We start from the raw sequence: 16,049 nt of genomic DNA, 5'->3' as shown, positions 1-16,049 counted from the left end.
CCTCACAGCCGCCCGCAATCCTCCCGATCACCACGTAGCGCCAAGGAGCCTGGGTCAGATGTCGAACGAGGAGAAGCTTCTCGATCACCTCAAGTGGGTCACCGCGGAGCTGCGCGAGGCCCGCCAGAAGCTCCGCGACAAGGAGTCGGCCGAGCCGGTCGCCATCGTCGGCATGGCCTGCCGTTTTCCCGGCGGCGCCCGGTCCGCGGAGGACCTGTGGCAGCTCGTGCGCGACGGGGGCGACGCCGTCTCGGGCTTTCCCGACGACCGGGGCTGGGACCTGGAGTCCCTCTACCACCCGGACCCGGAGCACCCGGCGACCAGTTACGTGCGGGACGGCGCCTTCCTCTACGACGCGGGCCGTTTCGACGCCGAGTTCTTCGGCATCAGCCCGCGCGAAGCGGTCGCGATGGACCCGCAGCAGCGGCTGCTCCTGGAGACCGCGTGGGAGGCGATCGAGCACGCGGGCCTCAACCCGCAGGCGTTGCGGGGCAGCGACACGGGTGTCTTCACCGGAGTCAGTGCCCACGACTACCTGACGCTCATCAGCCAGACGGCCAGTGAGGTCGAGGGGTACATCGGCACCGGCAACCTCGGCAGTGTGGTGTCGGGCCGCATCAGCTACACGCTGGGGCTCGAAGGGCCCGCCGTGACGGTCGACACGGCGTGCTCGTCGTCCCTGGTCGCGATCCACCTGGCGAGTCAGGCGCTGCGGCAGGGCGAGTGCTCGCTCGCGCTGGCCGGCGGGTCGACGGTGATGGCCACACCCGGTTCGTTCACCGAGTTCTCGCGGCAGCGCGGGCTCGCCCCCGACGGCCGCTGCAAGCCGTTCGCGGCCGCCGCCGACGGGACCGGCTGGGGAGAGGGCGCCGGAGTCGTGGCGCTGGAACTGCTCTCCGACGCCCGCCGCTGCGGCCACAAGGTCCTTGCTGTGGTGCGGGGTTCGGCCGTCAATCAGGACGGCACGAGCAACGGGTTGGCCGCGCCCAACGGTCCCTCGCAGGAGCGTGTCATCCGCGCGGCTCTCGCCAACGCCCGCCTCTCCGCCGAGGACGTCGACGCCGTGGAGGCCCACGGCACGGGCACCACGCTCGGCGACCCCATCGAGGCCAACGCGCTCCTCGCCACGTACGGGCGGAGCCGGCCGGACGGCAGGCCGCTGTGGCTCGGGTCGGTCAAGTCCAACATCGGTCACACACAGGCCGCCGCCGGTGTCGCCGGTGTGATCAAGATGGTCATGGCCCTGCGCAACGGCATCCTCCCCACGTCACTGCACATCGACGCGCCCTCGCCGCACGTCCAGTGGGATCAGGGCGGTGTACGGCTGCTCTCCGAGCCGGTCGAATGGCGGTCGGAGCGGACGCGGCGTGCGGGGGTCTCGGCGTTCGGCATCTCGGGGACGAACGCGCATCTGATCCTGGAGGAGGCGCCGTCGCAGGAAGAGGCGGCTGCGGCTGAAGTTGCCGAGGCGCCGCCGGGTTCGGTGGTGCCGTGGGTCGTCTCCGCGCGGACCGCCGACGCGCTGCGCGAACAGGCCCGTCGGCTGGCCGAGTTCGCGGCACACGGCACGGAGGCGCGGTCGACCGAGATCGGCTGGTCGCTGGCCACGAGCCGCGCGGTCCTCGAACACCGGGCCGTCGTGATCGGGCAGGACTCCGCCCAGGCGATCTCCTCGCTGGGGGCACTGGCCGCGGGTGAGGCGACCGCGGATGTCGTGTCCGGGATCGCGGGTGACATGGGTCCTGGGCCGGTTCTTGTGTTCCCGGGGCAGGGGTCGCAGTGGGTCGGGATGGGGGCGCAACTGCTGGAGGAGTCGCCCGTCTTCGCGGCCCGCATCGGTGAGTGTGAGCGGGCGCTGTCCGCGTATGTGGACTGGTCGCTGACGGAGGTGTTGCGCGGGGACGGCAGCGAGCTGGCCCGCGTCGAGGTCGTGCAGCCGGTGTTGTGGGCGGTCATGGTCTCACTCGCCGCCGTGTGGGCCGACCAGGGGATTACGCCTGCGGCTGTGATCGGGCATTCGCAGGGCGAGATGGCCGCTGCGTGTGTCGCGGGCGCGCTGTCGCTGGACGATGCGGCACGGATCGTTGCGGTACGCAGCGACGCACTGCGGCAGCTTCAGGGGCACGGCGACATGGCGTCCGTCGGCACCAGCGCCGAGCAGACCGCCGAGCTGATCGGCGACCGGCCGGGCGTCAGCGTCGCAGCCGTCAACGGCCCCTCATCCACGGTCATTTCGGGTTCGCCCGAGGATGTGGCGGCCGTCGTCGCGGACGCGGAAGCGGCCGGACTGCGCGCTCGGGTGATCGACGTCGGCTACGCCTCCCACAACCCCCAGATCGACGCACTGCACGACCTGCTCACCGACCGCCTGGCCGACATCCGACCCACCCCCACCGACATCGCCTTCTACTCCACCGTCACCGCCGAACGACTCGACGACACCACCGCCCTCGACACCGCATATTGGGTCACCAACCTGCGCCAACCCGTCCGCTTCGCCGAAACAGTCGAAGCACTCCTCGCCGACGGCTACCGCCTCTTCATCGAAGCCAGCCCCCACCCCGTCCTCAACCTCGGCATCCAGGAGACCATCGAGCGAGCCGGGGTCGCGGCCACCACCGTTCCCACCCTGCGCCGCGACCACGGCGGGCGCACCCAGCTCACCCACGCCGCCGCGCAGGCCTTCGCCGCGGGTGCCGACATCGACTGGCGGCGCTGGTTCCCGGCCGACCCGACTCCTCGTACCGTCGACCTGCCCACGTACGCCTTCCAGCGCAAGCAGTACTGGGTGGAGCCGCCCGCCGCGGTGGCGCCGGGGGCAGGCGGGCACGACCCGGTCGAGGCCAGGGTGTGGCAGGCCATCGAGGAGCTCGACATCGACGGCCTCGCGAGCAGCCTGGAGATCGAGGGGCAGGCGGAGACCGTCGGGGCGCTGGAGCCCGCCTTGCCCGTCCTGTCGGCCTGGCGGCGGCGGCACCGGGAGCAGTCCACGGTCGACTCCTGGCGTTACCACGTCACCTGGAAGCAGCTCCCCGACACGGCGGCACCCGAGCTCGGCGGCAGCTGGCTGCTGCTCGTGCCCGCCGCGCACACCGACCACCCCGCCGTCCTGGCGACCGCGCAGACACTGGCGGCACACGGCGGCGAGGTGCGGAGTCATGTGCTGGACGCGCGCGCCGTGGAACGTGGCGTGCTGGCGCAGGAGTTGCGGTCGCGGATGGGCGACGAGCAGCACGCGGGCATCGTCAACCTGCTCGCGCTCGACGAGGAGCCGCACCCCGAGCACCCTGCCGTGCCCGCCGGTCTCGCCGCGACGACCGCTCTCGTCCAGGCCCTCGGCGACAACGGCACCGACGTCGTCCTGCGCACCCTCACGCAGGGTGCCGTCTCCACCGGTGCCGCCGATGCGCTCACGCGTCCCGTGCAGGCGCAGGTCTGGGGTCTCGGGCGTGTCGCCGCTCTGGAGTATCCGCGGTTGTGGGGCGGGCTCGTCGATCTGCCCGCGCGTATCGACCACCAGTCGCTGAACCGTCTGGCCGCGGCCCTCGCCCCCGCTCCCGCCGCGCGGGACGAGGATCAGATCGCGATACGTCCCTCCGGCGTCCACGCCCGCCGTCTCGCCCACGCCCCCGCCACTCCCCGGAACAGCGGGGTGAGCTGGCAGCCCCGGGGCACCACCCTCATCACCGGCGGCACCGGGGGCATCGGCGCCGTCCTCGCCCGCTGGCTCGCCCGCGAGGGCGCCCCGCACCTGCTCCTCACCAGCCGCCGCGGCCCCGACGCGCCGGGTGCGCGGGAACTCGCCGCGGAGCTGGAGGAACTGGGCGCGCGTGTCACCCTCACCGCCTGCGACGTCGGCGACCGCGAGCAGGTGCGCCGACTCGTCGACGGCGTTCCCGCCGAGCACCCGCTGACCGCCGTCGTGCACGCCGCCGGTGTCCCGAACTACATCGGCCTCGGCGAGGTGACGGGCGCGGAGCTGGACGAGGTGCTGCGGCCCAAGGCGCTCGCCGCGCTCCACCTGCACGAGCTGACGCGGGAGTCGGAGCTCTCCGCGTTCGTGATGTTCTCGTCCGGTGCCGGAGTGTGGGGCAGCGGCCAGCAGGGCGCGTACGGCGCCGCCAACCACTTCCTCGACGCGCTCGCCGACCACCGCCACTCCCAAGGTCTGCCCGCCACCTCCATCGCCTGGGGCCCCTGGGCCGAGGCGGGAATGGCCGCCGACCAGGCGGCACTGACGTTCTTCAGCCGCTTCGGTCTGCACCCGCTCAGCCCCGACCTCTGTGTGAAGGCGCTGCACCAGGCGCTGGACGCGGGCGAGACGACGCTGACGGTGGCGAACTTCGACTGGGCGCAGTTCACGTCGACGTTCACCGCGCAGCGGCCCAGTCCGCTCCTCGCCGACCTGCCCGAGAACCGTCGCGCGAGCGCGCCCGTGGCGCAGGAGGACACGTCGAAGGCGTCGTCGCTGCACCAGGAGCTGACGGAGGCGAAGCCGGCGCAGCAGCGGCAGTTGCTGTTGCAGCACGTGCGCTCGCAGGCGGCGGCCACGCTCGGGCACTCGGACGTCGACGCCGTACCCGCGACGAAGCCGTTCCAGGAGCTGGGCTTCGACTCGCTGACCGCGGTGGAGCTGCGCAACCGGCTGAACAAGAGCACCGGTCTGACCCTGCCCACCACGGTCGTCTTCGACCATCCCACGCCCGACGCGCTCACCGACGTCCTCCAGTCGGAGCTGTCGGGCGACACGGCGTCCGCGGAGGCGGCACACGCGACGGCGGCGGCCGCTGACGACGAGCCGATCGCGATCGTCGGCATGGCCTGCCGTTACCCGGGCGACGTCCGCTCCCCCGAGGAACTCTGGGACCTCGTCACGGCCGGCAGGGACGCCATGAGCGACTTCCCCGACGACCGCGGCTGGGACCTGGAGACGCTGTACGACCCGGACCCGGAAAGCCGCGGCACCAGTTACGTCCGCGAGGGCGGCTTCCTCTATGACGCGGGAGACTTCGACGCCGCATTCTTCGGCATCAGTCCGCGTGAAGCCGTCGCGATGGACCCGCAGCAGCGGCTGCTCCTGGAGACCGCCTGGGAGGCGATCGAACGCGCCGGGCTCGACCGCGAGGCCCTGAAGGGCAGCAACGCCGGCGTCTACACGGGTCTGACCATCTTCGACTACCTGGCGCTCGTCGGTGAACGCCCCACCGAGGTGGAGGGGTACATCGGCACCGGCAACCTCGGCTGCGTCGCCTCGGGCCGCGTGTCGTACGTACTGGGTCTCGAAGGCCCCGCGATGACCATCGACACCGGCTGTTCGTCGTCGCTGGTGGCGATCCACCAGGCCGCGCACGCGCTGCGGCAGGGCGAGTGCTCGCTCGCCCTCGCGGGCGGCGCGACGGTGATGGCGACGCCCGGCGCCTTCGTGGAGTTCTCGCTGCAGCGCGGGCTCGCCAAGGACGGGCGCTGCAAACCGTTCGCGGCCGCCGCCGACGGCACCGGCTGGGCCGAGGGTGTCGGACTGGTCGTCCTCGAACGCCTCTCGGAGGCCCGGCGCAACGGCCACAAGGTCCTCGCGGTGATCCGCGGCTCGGCCATCAACCAGGACGGTACGAGCAACGGCCTCACGGCACCCAACGGGCAGGCGCAGCAGCGGGTGATCCGCCAGGCGCTCGCCAACGCACGGCTGTCCGCCGAGGACATCGACGCGGTGGAGGCGCACGGCACGGGCACGATGCTGGGCGACCCCATCGAGGCGAGCGCACTTGTGGCCACGTACGGCAAGGAGCGGCCCGAGGACCGGCCGCTGTGGCTCGGCTCGATCAAGTCGAACATCGGGCACGCGCAGGCGTCGGCCGGGGTCGCCGGCGTGATCAAGATGGTGATGGCGCTGCGGAACGAGCAGCTGCCCACCTCGCTGCACATCGACGCGCCCACGCCGCACGTGGACTGGGAGAACAGCGGCGTCCGGCTCCTGTCCGAGCCGGTGGCCTGGCCGCGCGGCGACCGCCCGCGCCGAGCCGGAGTCTCCGCGTTCGGCATCTCGGGCACGAACGCCCACCTCATCCTGGAACAGGCCCCGGACGCGCCGGACGACACCCCCGCCGCCTCCTCCGACATGTCCGACGCACCTGCCGGAGTGGTGCCGTGGGTGGTGTCGGCGCGCGGTGAGGAAGCGCTGCGGGCGCAGGCCGCGCTGCTGGCCGAGCGCGCGACGGCCGACCCTCGGCCGGCGTCGCCCCTGGACGTGGGCTGGTCTCTCGTCAAGAGCCGCTCGGTCTTCGAGAACCGTGCCGTGGTGGTGGGCCGGGACCGCGACGCGCTCCTCACCGGACTGCGCTCCCTGGCAGCGGGCGAGCCCTCCCCGGACGTCGTGCAGGGCGCCGTACAGGGGGCTTCCGGCGCGGGGCCGGTGCTCGTGTTCCCGGGGCAGGGCTCGCAGTGGGTCGGGATGGGGGCGCAGCTGCTGGAGGAGTCGCCCGTGTTCGCGGCCCGCATCGGTGAGTGTGAGCGGGCGCTGTCCGCGTATGTGGACTGGTCGCTGACGGAGGTGTTGCGCGGGGACGGCAATGAGCTGTCGCGGGTGGAGGTCGTGCAGCCCGTGCTGTGGGCGGTCATGGTCTCACTCGCCGCCGTGTGGGCGGATCAGGGGATCGTCCCGGCTGCGGTGATCGGGCATTCGCAGGGCGAGATGGCTGCCGCGTGTGTCGCGGGTGCGCTGTCGCTGGACGATGCGGCACGGATCGTTGCGGTACGCAGCGACGCACTGCGGCAGCTTCAGGGACACGGCGACATGGCGTCCGTCGGCACCAGCGCCGAGCAGACCGCCGAGCTGATCGGAGACCGGCCGGGCGTCAGCGTCGCAGCCGTCAACGGCCCCTCATCCACGGTCATTTCTGGGTCACCTGAGCATGTGGCCGCTGTCGTCGCCGAGGCGGAAGCGCGTGGACTCCGCGCTCGCGTCATCGACGTCGGCTACGCCTCCCACAACCCCCAGATCGACGCACTGCACGACCTGCTCACCGACCGCTTGGCCGACATCCGACCCACCCCCACCGACATCGCCTTCTACTCCACCGTCACCGCCGAGCGGCTTGCAGACACCACCGCCCTCGACACCGCCTACTGGATCACCAACCTCCGCCAACCCGTCCGCTTCGCCGAGACGGTCGAAGCGCTCCTCGCCGACGGCTACCGCCTGTTCATCGAAGCCAGCCCCCACCCCGTCCTTGCCCTCGGCATGGAAGAGACCATCGAGCAGGCCGACATGCCCGCCACCGTCGTCCCCACCCTGCGCCGCGACCACGGCGACACCGCCCAGCTCACCCGCGCCGCCGCCCAGGCCTTCACCGCCGGCGCCGAAGTCGATTGGACGGGGTGGTTCCCCGCTGTTCCGCTGCCCCGGGTGGTGGATCTGCCGACGTACGCCTTCCAGCGGGAGCGGTTCTGGCTGGAGGGGCGTCGGGGGCTGGCGGGGGATCCGGCGGGCCTCGGGCTCGCCTCGGCGGGGCACCCGCTGCTCGGGGCCGCCGTGGAGCTCGCGGACGGCGGCAGTCATCTGCTGACCGGGCGGATCTCGCCGCGGGACCAGGCGTGGCTCGCCGAGCACCGGGTCATGGACACGGTGCTGCTGCCGGGCTCCGCCTTCGTGGAGCTCGCGTTGCAGGCCGCGGTGCGCGCCGGCTGCGAAGAGCTGGCGGAGCTGACGTTGCACACGCCGCTCGCGTTCGGGGACGAGGGTGCGGGTGCGGTGGATCTGCAGGTGGCGGTCGGTGCCGTGACCGAGGACGGGCGGCGTCCCGTGTCCGTCCACTCGCGGCCCACGGGTGAGGGCGACGACGCCGTGTGGACCCGGCACGCAGCGGGCACGGTGGCCCCCGCCGGGCCCGTCGCCGTGGACGGTTCACTGGGGGGTGCCTGGCCGCCGCCCGGGGCCACCCCCGTGGGCGGACCTGACCCGTACGCCGAACTGGCCTCGTACGGTTACGACTTCGGGCCCGGCTCGCAGGGTCTCGTGACCGCGTGGCGGCTCGGGGACGACCTCTTCGCCGAGGTGCGGCTGCCCGAGGCGGAGAGCGGCGGCGCCGACCGCTACCGGGTCCATCCGGTGCTGCTCGACGCCACCCTGCACGCACTGATCCTGGACGCCGTCACCTCGTCCGCCGACACCGACCAGGTGTTGCTGCCGTTCTCCTGGAGCGGGTTGCGGGTGCACGCGCCGGGCACGGACAGTCTGCGCGTACGTATCGCACGCACCGCGCCGGACCAGCTGGCCCTGACGGCCGTGGACGACGGTGGGGCGCCGGTCCTGACGCTGGAGTCGCTCACGGTGCGGCCGGTCGCCGCCCATCAGATCGCCGGTGCGCGCACGGCCGACCGGGACGCCCTGTTCCGGCTGGTGTGGGCGGAGGCTGCCGCGCGGGCCGACGAGCACGTCGAGGGCGGCGGGGTTGTGCGTCCCGCTGTCGTCGCGCCTGCCGGGGTGCCGCTGGGTGCCACGCTCGCCGACGCGCTGTCCGGTGCTCCCGTGCGGGAGACGTTCGCCGCGCTGCGGGAGGGTGTGGCGGCCGGGGGCGAGGCGCCCGACGTGGTGCTCGCCGTGTGCGCCACGCCTGGTCATCGCGGGGCCGATGATGTCGAGGGCGCGGCCGCATACGCGCGGCTCGCCACCGTGACGCTTCTGTCGCTGCTCAAGGAGTGGGTCGACGATCCCGCGTTCGCGGCGAGCCGCCTCGTCGTCGTCACACGGGGTGCGGTCGCGGCACGGCCGGGTGAGGCCGTCGGTGATCTGCCGGGTGCGTCGCTGTGGGGTCTGGTGCGCAGCGCGCAGGCCGAGAACCCGGGGCGTCTCACGCTGCTGGACGTGGACGAGTCGGAGGAGTCTCTGGCCGCGCTGCCGGGCGTACTGGCGCTCGGGGAACCGGAGTTGGCGCTGCGGGGCGGGCGGGCCTTCGTGCCGCGGCTCGTACGTGATGACGCCTCGGCCCGGCTCGCGCCGCCGGTCGGGGCGACCACGTGGCGCCTCTCCGGGGACGCTCTGGTGGATGCTCCGGAGGCCCGGCGGGCGCTGGAACCGCACGAGGTGCGGGTCGCGCTGCGGGCCGCCGCGCCGGACCCGGAACCGCTCGGGCCGGGCCGGGTCGTGGGTGCCGGTGTCGTGACGGAGGTCGGCGACGCGGCCGGGCCGGTGGGCGTGGGTGACCGGGTGATGGGGCTGTTCGATGCGGTGGGGCCGGTGGCGGTCACCGACGCGGCGCTGCTGACAGCCGTTCCGGGCGGCTGGAGTTGGACTCGGGCGGCCGGGTCGTTGGGCGCCTATGTGGCGGCGTACCACGTCTTGGCGGATGTCGTCGCACCGAGCGGCGCGGCCACACTTCTCGTCGCGGAGGGGACCGGCTCCGTGGGGCGTGCGGTGCCGCGGCTCGCGCCGCACCTGGGCGTGGACATCGTGGACGGTGCGGCAGACTTCACCCTCGACCGTGACGGGGCCTTGGTCATCCGTCGGGCGGACGCCGCGGACGAGGGCCGGGGCGTCGCTCCGCCCGAGCCCGGCCGCGTACGGGACATCCTGGCCGCGCTGGCGGAGCTGATGCCGCCCACGGGATCGGCGGAGGACGGCGACGTACGTGACGGCGGCCCCCTCATACCGCTCGACGTCACGGCATGGGACGTCCGGCAGGCGCCCGCCGCCGTGGCCGCGCCGCCCACCGCGGGCACGACCGTGTACACCCTGCCCGTCGCCTTCGACCCGGAAGGCACCGTACTCATCACCGGCGGAACCGGAGCCCTCGGCGCCCTGACCGCCCGTCACCTGGTGGAACGTCACGGAGCCAGGCATCTGCTCCTGTCGAGCAGGCGCGGCGCCGACGCGCCGGGCGCGCTCGAACTGGCCGCGGACCTCGCCGCGCTCGGCGCGCACATCACGTTCGCGGCCTGCGACCCCGGCGACCGGGACGCGGCCGTCGCCCTCCTGGAGTCGGTGCCCGCGGGGCACCCGCTGACGGCCGTCTTCCACTGCGCGGGCACCGTGAACGACGCGGTGGTGCAGAACCTCACGGCCGGACAGGTCGAGGAGGTGATGCGGGTCAAGGCCGACGCGGCATGGAACCTGCACGAGCTGACGCGCGACGCCGACCTGTCCGCGTTCGTCCTGTACTCGTCGGTCGCCGGGCTCCTCGGCGGCCCGGGGCAGGGCAGCTACACCGCCGCCAACGCGTTCCTGGACGCGCTGGCCCGGCACCGGCAGGACCGCGGGGCCGCGGCGACGTCCTTGGCGTGGGGTTACTGGGACCTGGAGAGCGGCATGTCGGGGCGGCTCACCGACGCCGACCGGGCACGTCACGCCCGCGCCGGTGTGGTCGGGCTCGGCGCCGACGAAGGTCTCGCCCTGCTCGACACGGCCTGGGCCGGCGGGCTCCCGCTGTACGCGCCGGTCCGCCTCGACCTGACCCGGATGCGCCGGCAGGCCGAGAGCCGCCCCGCGCCGGCGCTCCTCCAGGACCTGGTGCGCGGCGCCGGGAGCAGAAGCGGCGGCGGGTCCGCCGGGTCGGCGGGTGCGTCCGCGCTGCGCAGGTCGCTCGGCGCGATGTCCGACGCGGAGCGCGAGGAGGCGCTGCTCGACCTGGTGTGCACGCACATCGCGGCCGTCCTGGGATACGACGCGACGACGCCCGTCAACGCGACGCAGGGACTGCGGGAGCTCGGCTTCGATTCGCTGACGGCGGTGGAGCTGCGCAACAGGCTGTCGACCGCGACGGGGCTGAAGCTGCCCGCCACGTTCGTGTTCGACCACCCGAACCCGGCGGAACTGGCCGCGCAACTACGGCAGGAGCTGGCGCCGCGCGCGGTCGATCCGCTCGCCGATGTCCTCGCCGAGTTCGAGCGACTGGAGAACTCGCTCCTGTCGGTCTCGGCGAAGGACGGCACGGCGAGGGCCGAGCTCGCCGGGCGGCTGCGGGCCACGCTGGCGCGGCTCGACGTGCCGCGGGAGACGGCCGGACAGGTGGCCGAGGAGGCGACCGTGGTGGCCCGGATCCAGGACGCGTCGGCCGACGAGATCTTCGCGTTCATCGACCGGGACCTGGGCAGGGGCGACGGCACCGGGCAGAGCGACGGACAGGGCAACGGACAGGCAGTGGAGGGACAGCGATGAACGAGTTCGCCCGCAAGAAGCGTGCCCTGGAGCACAGTCGGCGGATCAACGCCGGGGATCTGGACGCGCTCGTCGAGTTGTACGCGCCCGACGCCGTGGTCGAGGACCCGGTCGGCCTGCCGCCCCTCACCGGGCACGACGCGCTGCGCGCCCACTACGGACCGCTCTTCTCCGCGCACCTGCGCGAGGAGGCGGCCGAGCCCGTGGCCGGTCAGGACGCCGCGCACGCGCTGATCCAGATCACCTCCGTCATGGACTACCTGCCGCTGGGCCCGCGGTACGCGGAGCGCGGCTGGCTCAAGGCACCCGACGCCCCGCAGGCGGCGCGCATCCGGCGCACCGCGATGCTCGTGATCCGCATGGACGCGGCCGGTCTCGTCCGGCACCTGAAGTCGTACTGGGGCACGTCCGACCTCACGGTCCTCGGCTGAGTCCCGGGACCGCGACGACTTGCTCAAGGTCTGCCCACCCTTCCTGGAGGTGCCATGCCCGACGAGGCCGCGCGCAAGCAGATGGCCATCGACTACGCCCGGCGGATCAACGCCGGTGACATCGAGGGCGTCCTCGACCTGTTCACGGACGACATCGTCTTCGAGGACCCGGTGGGGCGGCCCCCGATGGTGGGCAAGGACGACCTCCGCAGGCATCTCGAACTGGCCGTGTCCTGCGGTACGCACGAGGTGCCCGAGCCGCCGATGACCTCGATGGACGACCGTTTCGTGGTGACGCCGACCACCGTCACGGTGCAGCGGCCGCGGCCGATGACGTTCCGCATCGTCGGCATCGTCGAACTCGACGAGAACGGGCTGGGCCGCCGGGTCCAGGCGTTCTGGGGAGTCACCGACGTGACCATGGACGGGCCCGCCGACGCCACCCACCCCGAAGGGACCCGCGCGTGACCACCACCCGACCCGCACACGCCGTCGTGCTGGGCGCCAGCATGGCAGGCACCCTCGCGGCCCATGTCCTGGCCCGCCACGTCGACGCCGTCACCGTCGTGGAACGTGACGCCCTGCCCGAGGAGCCCCGGCATCGCAAGGGGGTTCCGCAGGGCCGCCACGCCCACCTGCTGTGGTCCAACGGCGCCCGCCTCATCGAGGAGATGCTGCCGGGCACCACCGACCGCCTCCTCGCGGCCGGCGCGCGCCGTCTCGGCTTCCCCGAGGACCTGGTGACCCTGACCGGGCAGGGGTGGCAGCACCGCTTTCCGGCCACCCAGTTCGCGCTGGTCGCCAGCCGACCGCTGCTCGACCTGACAGTACGTCAAGAGGCGCTGGCGTCCGCCGGCATCCGCGTCCGGCAGCGCACCGAGGCGGTCGAGCTCTCGGGCGACGGGAGCCGGGTCACCGGTGTCGTCGTGCGTGACGTGGACGGCGGTACGCGGGAGACCCTCGAAGCCGACCTGGTGATCGACGCCACCGGTCGCGGCTCCCGCCTGAAGCAGTGGCTGTCGGCGCTGGGCGTGCCCGCACTCGAAGAAGACGTGGTGGACGCGGGCGTCGCCTACGCCACCCGTCTCTTCGAGGCCCCGCCCGGCGCGACGACCCACTTCCCCGCCGTCAACATCGCCGCCGACGACCGCGTCCGCGAACCGGGACGCTTCGGCGTGGTCTACCCCATCGAGGGCGGGCGCTGGCTCGCGACGCTCTCCTGCACGCGGGGCGCGCAACTGCCGTCCAACGAAGACGAGTTCCTGCCCTTCGCGGAGAACCTGAGCCATCCGATCCTCGCCGAGCTCCTGCGCGACGCGGAGCCGCTCACGCCGGTCTTCGGCTCCCGTTCCGGCGCGAACCGCCGCCTGTATCCGGAGCGGCTCGCCGAGTGGCCCGACGGGCTGCTCGTCATCGGCGACTCACTGACCGCGTTCAACCCGATCTACGGGCACGGGATGAGCTCGGCCGCGCGCTGCGCCGACACGATCGACCGCGAGTTCCGGAAGGAGCCGCAGGTCGGCGCGGGGGCCGCCCTCCGTCTCCAGAAGGCGATCGGCGCGGCGGTCGACGACCCGTGGATCCTGGCCGCGACCAAGGACATCGACTACGTCAACTGCCGCGTCTCGGCGACGGATCCGCGCCTCATCGGAGTGGACACCGAGCAGCGTCTGCGGTTCGCGGAGGCCATCACGGCCGCGTCGATCCGCTCCCCCAAGGCATCCGAGATCGTCACGGACGTGATGAGCCTCAACGCGCCGCAGACCGAACTGGGCTCCAACCGCTTCCTCATCGCGATGCGCGCCGACGAGCGTCTGCCGGAGCTGACGGCTCCCCCGCTGCACCCGGAGGAGCTGGCCGTCGTGCAGCTGGATCCGGCCAAGATCACACCTGCGGCCGTACGCACCTGACGCCTCCGGCTCGCCGCCACCGACGGCCCCTGTCCGACCGCGGACGGGGGCCGTCGGCCCTTTCCGTCCCCGCCCCCTGACAGCGCACGCCGAAGCGTGCCGTTTTAACAGATCCCTTGATGTTCTGTTAAAAGCTGCCCTCGTCACAGACCTTGTTGAAGAGCTGAGCACTGGGCCAGAGTTCATGCCGCGGCGAGCCCCACGCTCGCCGACAGGCAGGAACCCACCCCCCTTTTTCCCGTATGACGGAGAGTTCCTGCCTGCCATCCGGAAGGAATCAGTGTGTCGCAATCTCGTAGATACAGATTCGCCGCCGTGGCCGCTCTGCTCTCGGCGTCAGTGGTTGTGGGAACCCAGGCCACCGCGCAGGCTCAGGCCCCGGTGAAGGACACCACCCCCGCCGCGCGCTACCAGCCCGAGATGGTGCGGGCGCTCGCCGCGTCGCTCGGTGTGAGCGAGAAAGCCGCCGTCGATCGGCTCGACCGGCAGGACGCCCAGCAGGCCCGGCTCACCGGGCTGAGGGAGAGCGGGATATCCGAGGACGGGGCGTTCTTCGACGCGTCCGGCAGGCTGACCGTCAACGCCGACGACAAGGCCGATGTCGCCGCCATCGAGAAGGCCGGCCTCGACGCCCGTGTCCCGGCCCGCGGCGAGGACGAGCTCGACGAGATCAAGGCGGGGCTCGACGCCGCCGCCACCCGGCGCGCCCCCGCCGGTGTCGTCGACTGGTCCGTGGACCTGGCAGCGGACAAGGTCACCGTCAAGGTGAACAACGACCGCGGGGCGGCCGCGAAGGCGTTCCTCGCCAAGGCCAAGACGTACGGCTCCGCCGTCAAGATCGTCCGGGGTCAGGAGAAGAGCGCCCCGCAGGCCGCGATCGCCCCCGGCAGCAAGATGACGATCAACGACACCACCGGCTGGTGTTCCGTCGGCTACGGCGCCCGCGACCGGTCCGGCAAGCAGTACCTCGTCACCGCGGGCCACTGCGTCGAGGGGCTGCCCACCCTGCGCTACGGCGGCACCGCGTTCGCCAAGGGCACCCACACCCGCTTCGGGGTCGGCACCGACAGCGTCGACATGGGCGTCGCCGCCATCAACTCCGGGCACTCGATCACGACCCAGGTCGGCACCTGGGGCCAGGCCGGCAACATCGCCGTGAACGGCAGCCGCCGCGCCGCGTCCGGTGCCGCGCTCTGCAAGTCCGGCGCGACCACCGGGTGGACGTGCGGCACGGTCGGTTCGTACAACGTCTCCGTCACCTACGTCGACCAGAACGGCGGCCCCGACACGGTCGTCAGGGGTCTCGCCACCTCCAGCGTCTGCACCCAGGGCGGCGACAGCGGCGGCGCGTACATCTCCGGCAACCAGGCCCAGGGCATGACCTCCGGCGGCCCGGTGAGCCAGCGGTGCACCGGGGGTGTGAACTCGCGCGGTTCGTCCTACTTCCAGCCACTCGACGACGCCCTCTCGTACTACGGGCTGACTCTGAACACCAACTGACCGGCCTTCGAAGGAAGACCAGGGGCCGCCCACCGGCTATGGTGGGCGGCCCCTGGTCGCCTGTGTGGCTTGAAATCGCCGTCGAGCCACCCTCATCGGGGCGAGGGACTCCCGCGCCCCCGAAAGACGCCATGCCGAACATCCCCCACACCGAAGGGCCCGATACGACCTTCGCGACCGTGTTCCGCCGGGCCCTGCAACAACGCGGGCTGCCGCTGGAGCGCATACGCGACCACCTCAGGGCCCAGCAGATCACCGTCAGCCTCGCCACGCTGAGCCACTGGCAGCGCGGACGCAGCCAGCCGGAGCGCGCCCAGTCCCTGCGTGCCGTCGACGCGTTGGAGCCGCTCCTCAACCTGCCCGCCGGAACGCTCCGCTCGCTGGTGGGCCCGCACCGGCCGCGCGGCGGTCCCCCACCGGTCGACCCGACCGTCGCCCGCACGGTCTACGGCGAGAACTCGGACGTGGAACAGGCTCTCGGTGACGCGTTCCCGCAGTTCAACGAGGGACTGCGGCCGCTGACCGTCCAGGAGACGGTGTGCCTGGACGAGCACCGGTCCATCCACGAGACGTCGATCACGACCGTGGTGCAGGCCGTCCGGGACGCGGTCGAGCACCTCACCGTCGTGCACTTCCTCGACTCCCCGAAGGCGGGGACGGTCGAGCTCTCCGTCCCCTACGGGCCGCCGCCGCGCAGCCGTTTCCTGCCGGAGCTCGGGTGCGTGGCGGCCGACATTCCGCTGGGGCGGCAACTGGCCAGGACGGAGACCGCGGTGGTCGCGTACACGCTCCGGGCCGCTTCGGACGTCTCCTACCAGCACGAGCGCCGCGTCACCACGCCCCTGCGGGCCTACCTGCTGCACGTGCGCTTCCATCCCCTGGCGCTGCCCGCCGGCTGCTGGAGCTACCAGCGCGAGCAGATCGGCGCCGAGCCCCGCCATCGCCGCCGCACCGCTCTCGACGCCTTCCACACGACCCACCTGCTGCCCACGCACTGCAGGCCCGGGGTGTACGGGATGGAGTGGGAGTGGCCCGCCTGAGGGGCGTTCCTTCCGCTGC

6 protein-coding genes are annotated in these 16,049 nt (G+C 72.8%); all 6 read left to right on the top strand.

Annotated features, from left to right (window positions below; genetic code table 11):
• Positions 1-58: 58 nt before the first annotated feature.
• Positions 59-11,149, top strand: coding sequence for a type I polyketide synthase (locus tag DEJ47_RS33475; protein WP_223828592.1), 11,091 nt, complete (start codon positions 59-61; stop codon positions 11,147-11,149).
• Positions 11,146-11,580 (top strand): nuclear transport factor 2 family protein, encoded by a 435-nt coding sequence (locus DEJ47_RS33465; RefSeq protein ID WP_150174766.1) that lies wholly within the window; start codon positions 11,146-11,148, stop codon positions 11,578-11,580. The genes DEJ47_RS33475 and DEJ47_RS33465 overlap by 4 nt, the downstream gene beginning before the upstream one ends.
• A 54-nt stretch (positions 11,581-11,634) precedes the next feature.
• Entirely contained in the window at positions 11,635-12,048 is a 414-nt protein-coding gene (locus tag DEJ47_RS33460) for a nuclear transport factor 2 family protein (RefSeq protein ID WP_150174762.1), read from the top strand.
• A complete protein-coding gene (locus DEJ47_RS33455; RefSeq protein WP_150174759.1) occupies positions 12,045-13,490 on the top strand; it encodes an NAD(P)/FAD-dependent oxidoreductase in 1,446 nt (481 codons plus the stop codon). The genes DEJ47_RS33460 and DEJ47_RS33455 overlap by 4 nt, the downstream gene beginning before the upstream one ends.
• A 282-nt stretch (positions 13,491-13,772) precedes the next feature.
• Positions 13,773-14,990, top strand: coding sequence for a S1 family peptidase (locus DEJ47_RS33450; RefSeq protein WP_150174756.1), 1,218 nt, complete (start codon positions 13,773-13,775; stop codon positions 14,988-14,990).
• Positions 14,991-15,121: 131 nt separating this feature from the next.
• Positions 15,122-16,030: a hypothetical protein gene (locus DEJ47_RS33445; protein WP_150174754.1), complete on the top strand. Its 909-nt coding sequence runs from the start codon at positions 15,122-15,124 to the stop codon at positions 16,028-16,030.
• Positions 16,031-16,049: the final 19 nt, after the last annotated feature.

This window comes from Streptomyces venezuelae, from assembly GCF_008642355.1.
In the GTDB taxonomy this organism is placed as follows: Bacteria; Actinomycetota; Actinomycetes; order Streptomycetales; family Streptomycetaceae; genus Streptomyces; species Streptomyces venezuelae_B.
Note: the sequence above shows the minus strand (reverse complement) of the source record. Positions and strands in the feature narration are given on the sequence as shown.

What these genes read in the sequence shown, in the direction of transcription:
- DEJ47_RS33460 (WP_150174762.1), top strand. Translation starts at nt 11,635, where the DNA reads ATGCCCGACGAGGCCGCGCGCAAGCAGATGGCCATCGACTACGCCCGG.
- DEJ47_RS33475 (WP_223828592.1), top strand. Translation starts at nt 59, where the DNA reads ATGTCGAACGAGGAGAAGCTTCTCGATCACCTCAAGTGGGTCACCGCG.
- DEJ47_RS33465 (WP_150174766.1), top strand. Translation starts at nt 11,146, where the DNA reads ATGAACGAGTTCGCCCGCAAGAAGCGTGCCCTGGAGCACAGTCGGCGG.
- DEJ47_RS33445 (WP_150174754.1), top strand. Translation starts at nt 15,122, where the DNA reads ATGCCGAACATCCCCCACACCGAAGGGCCCGATACGACCTTCGCGACC.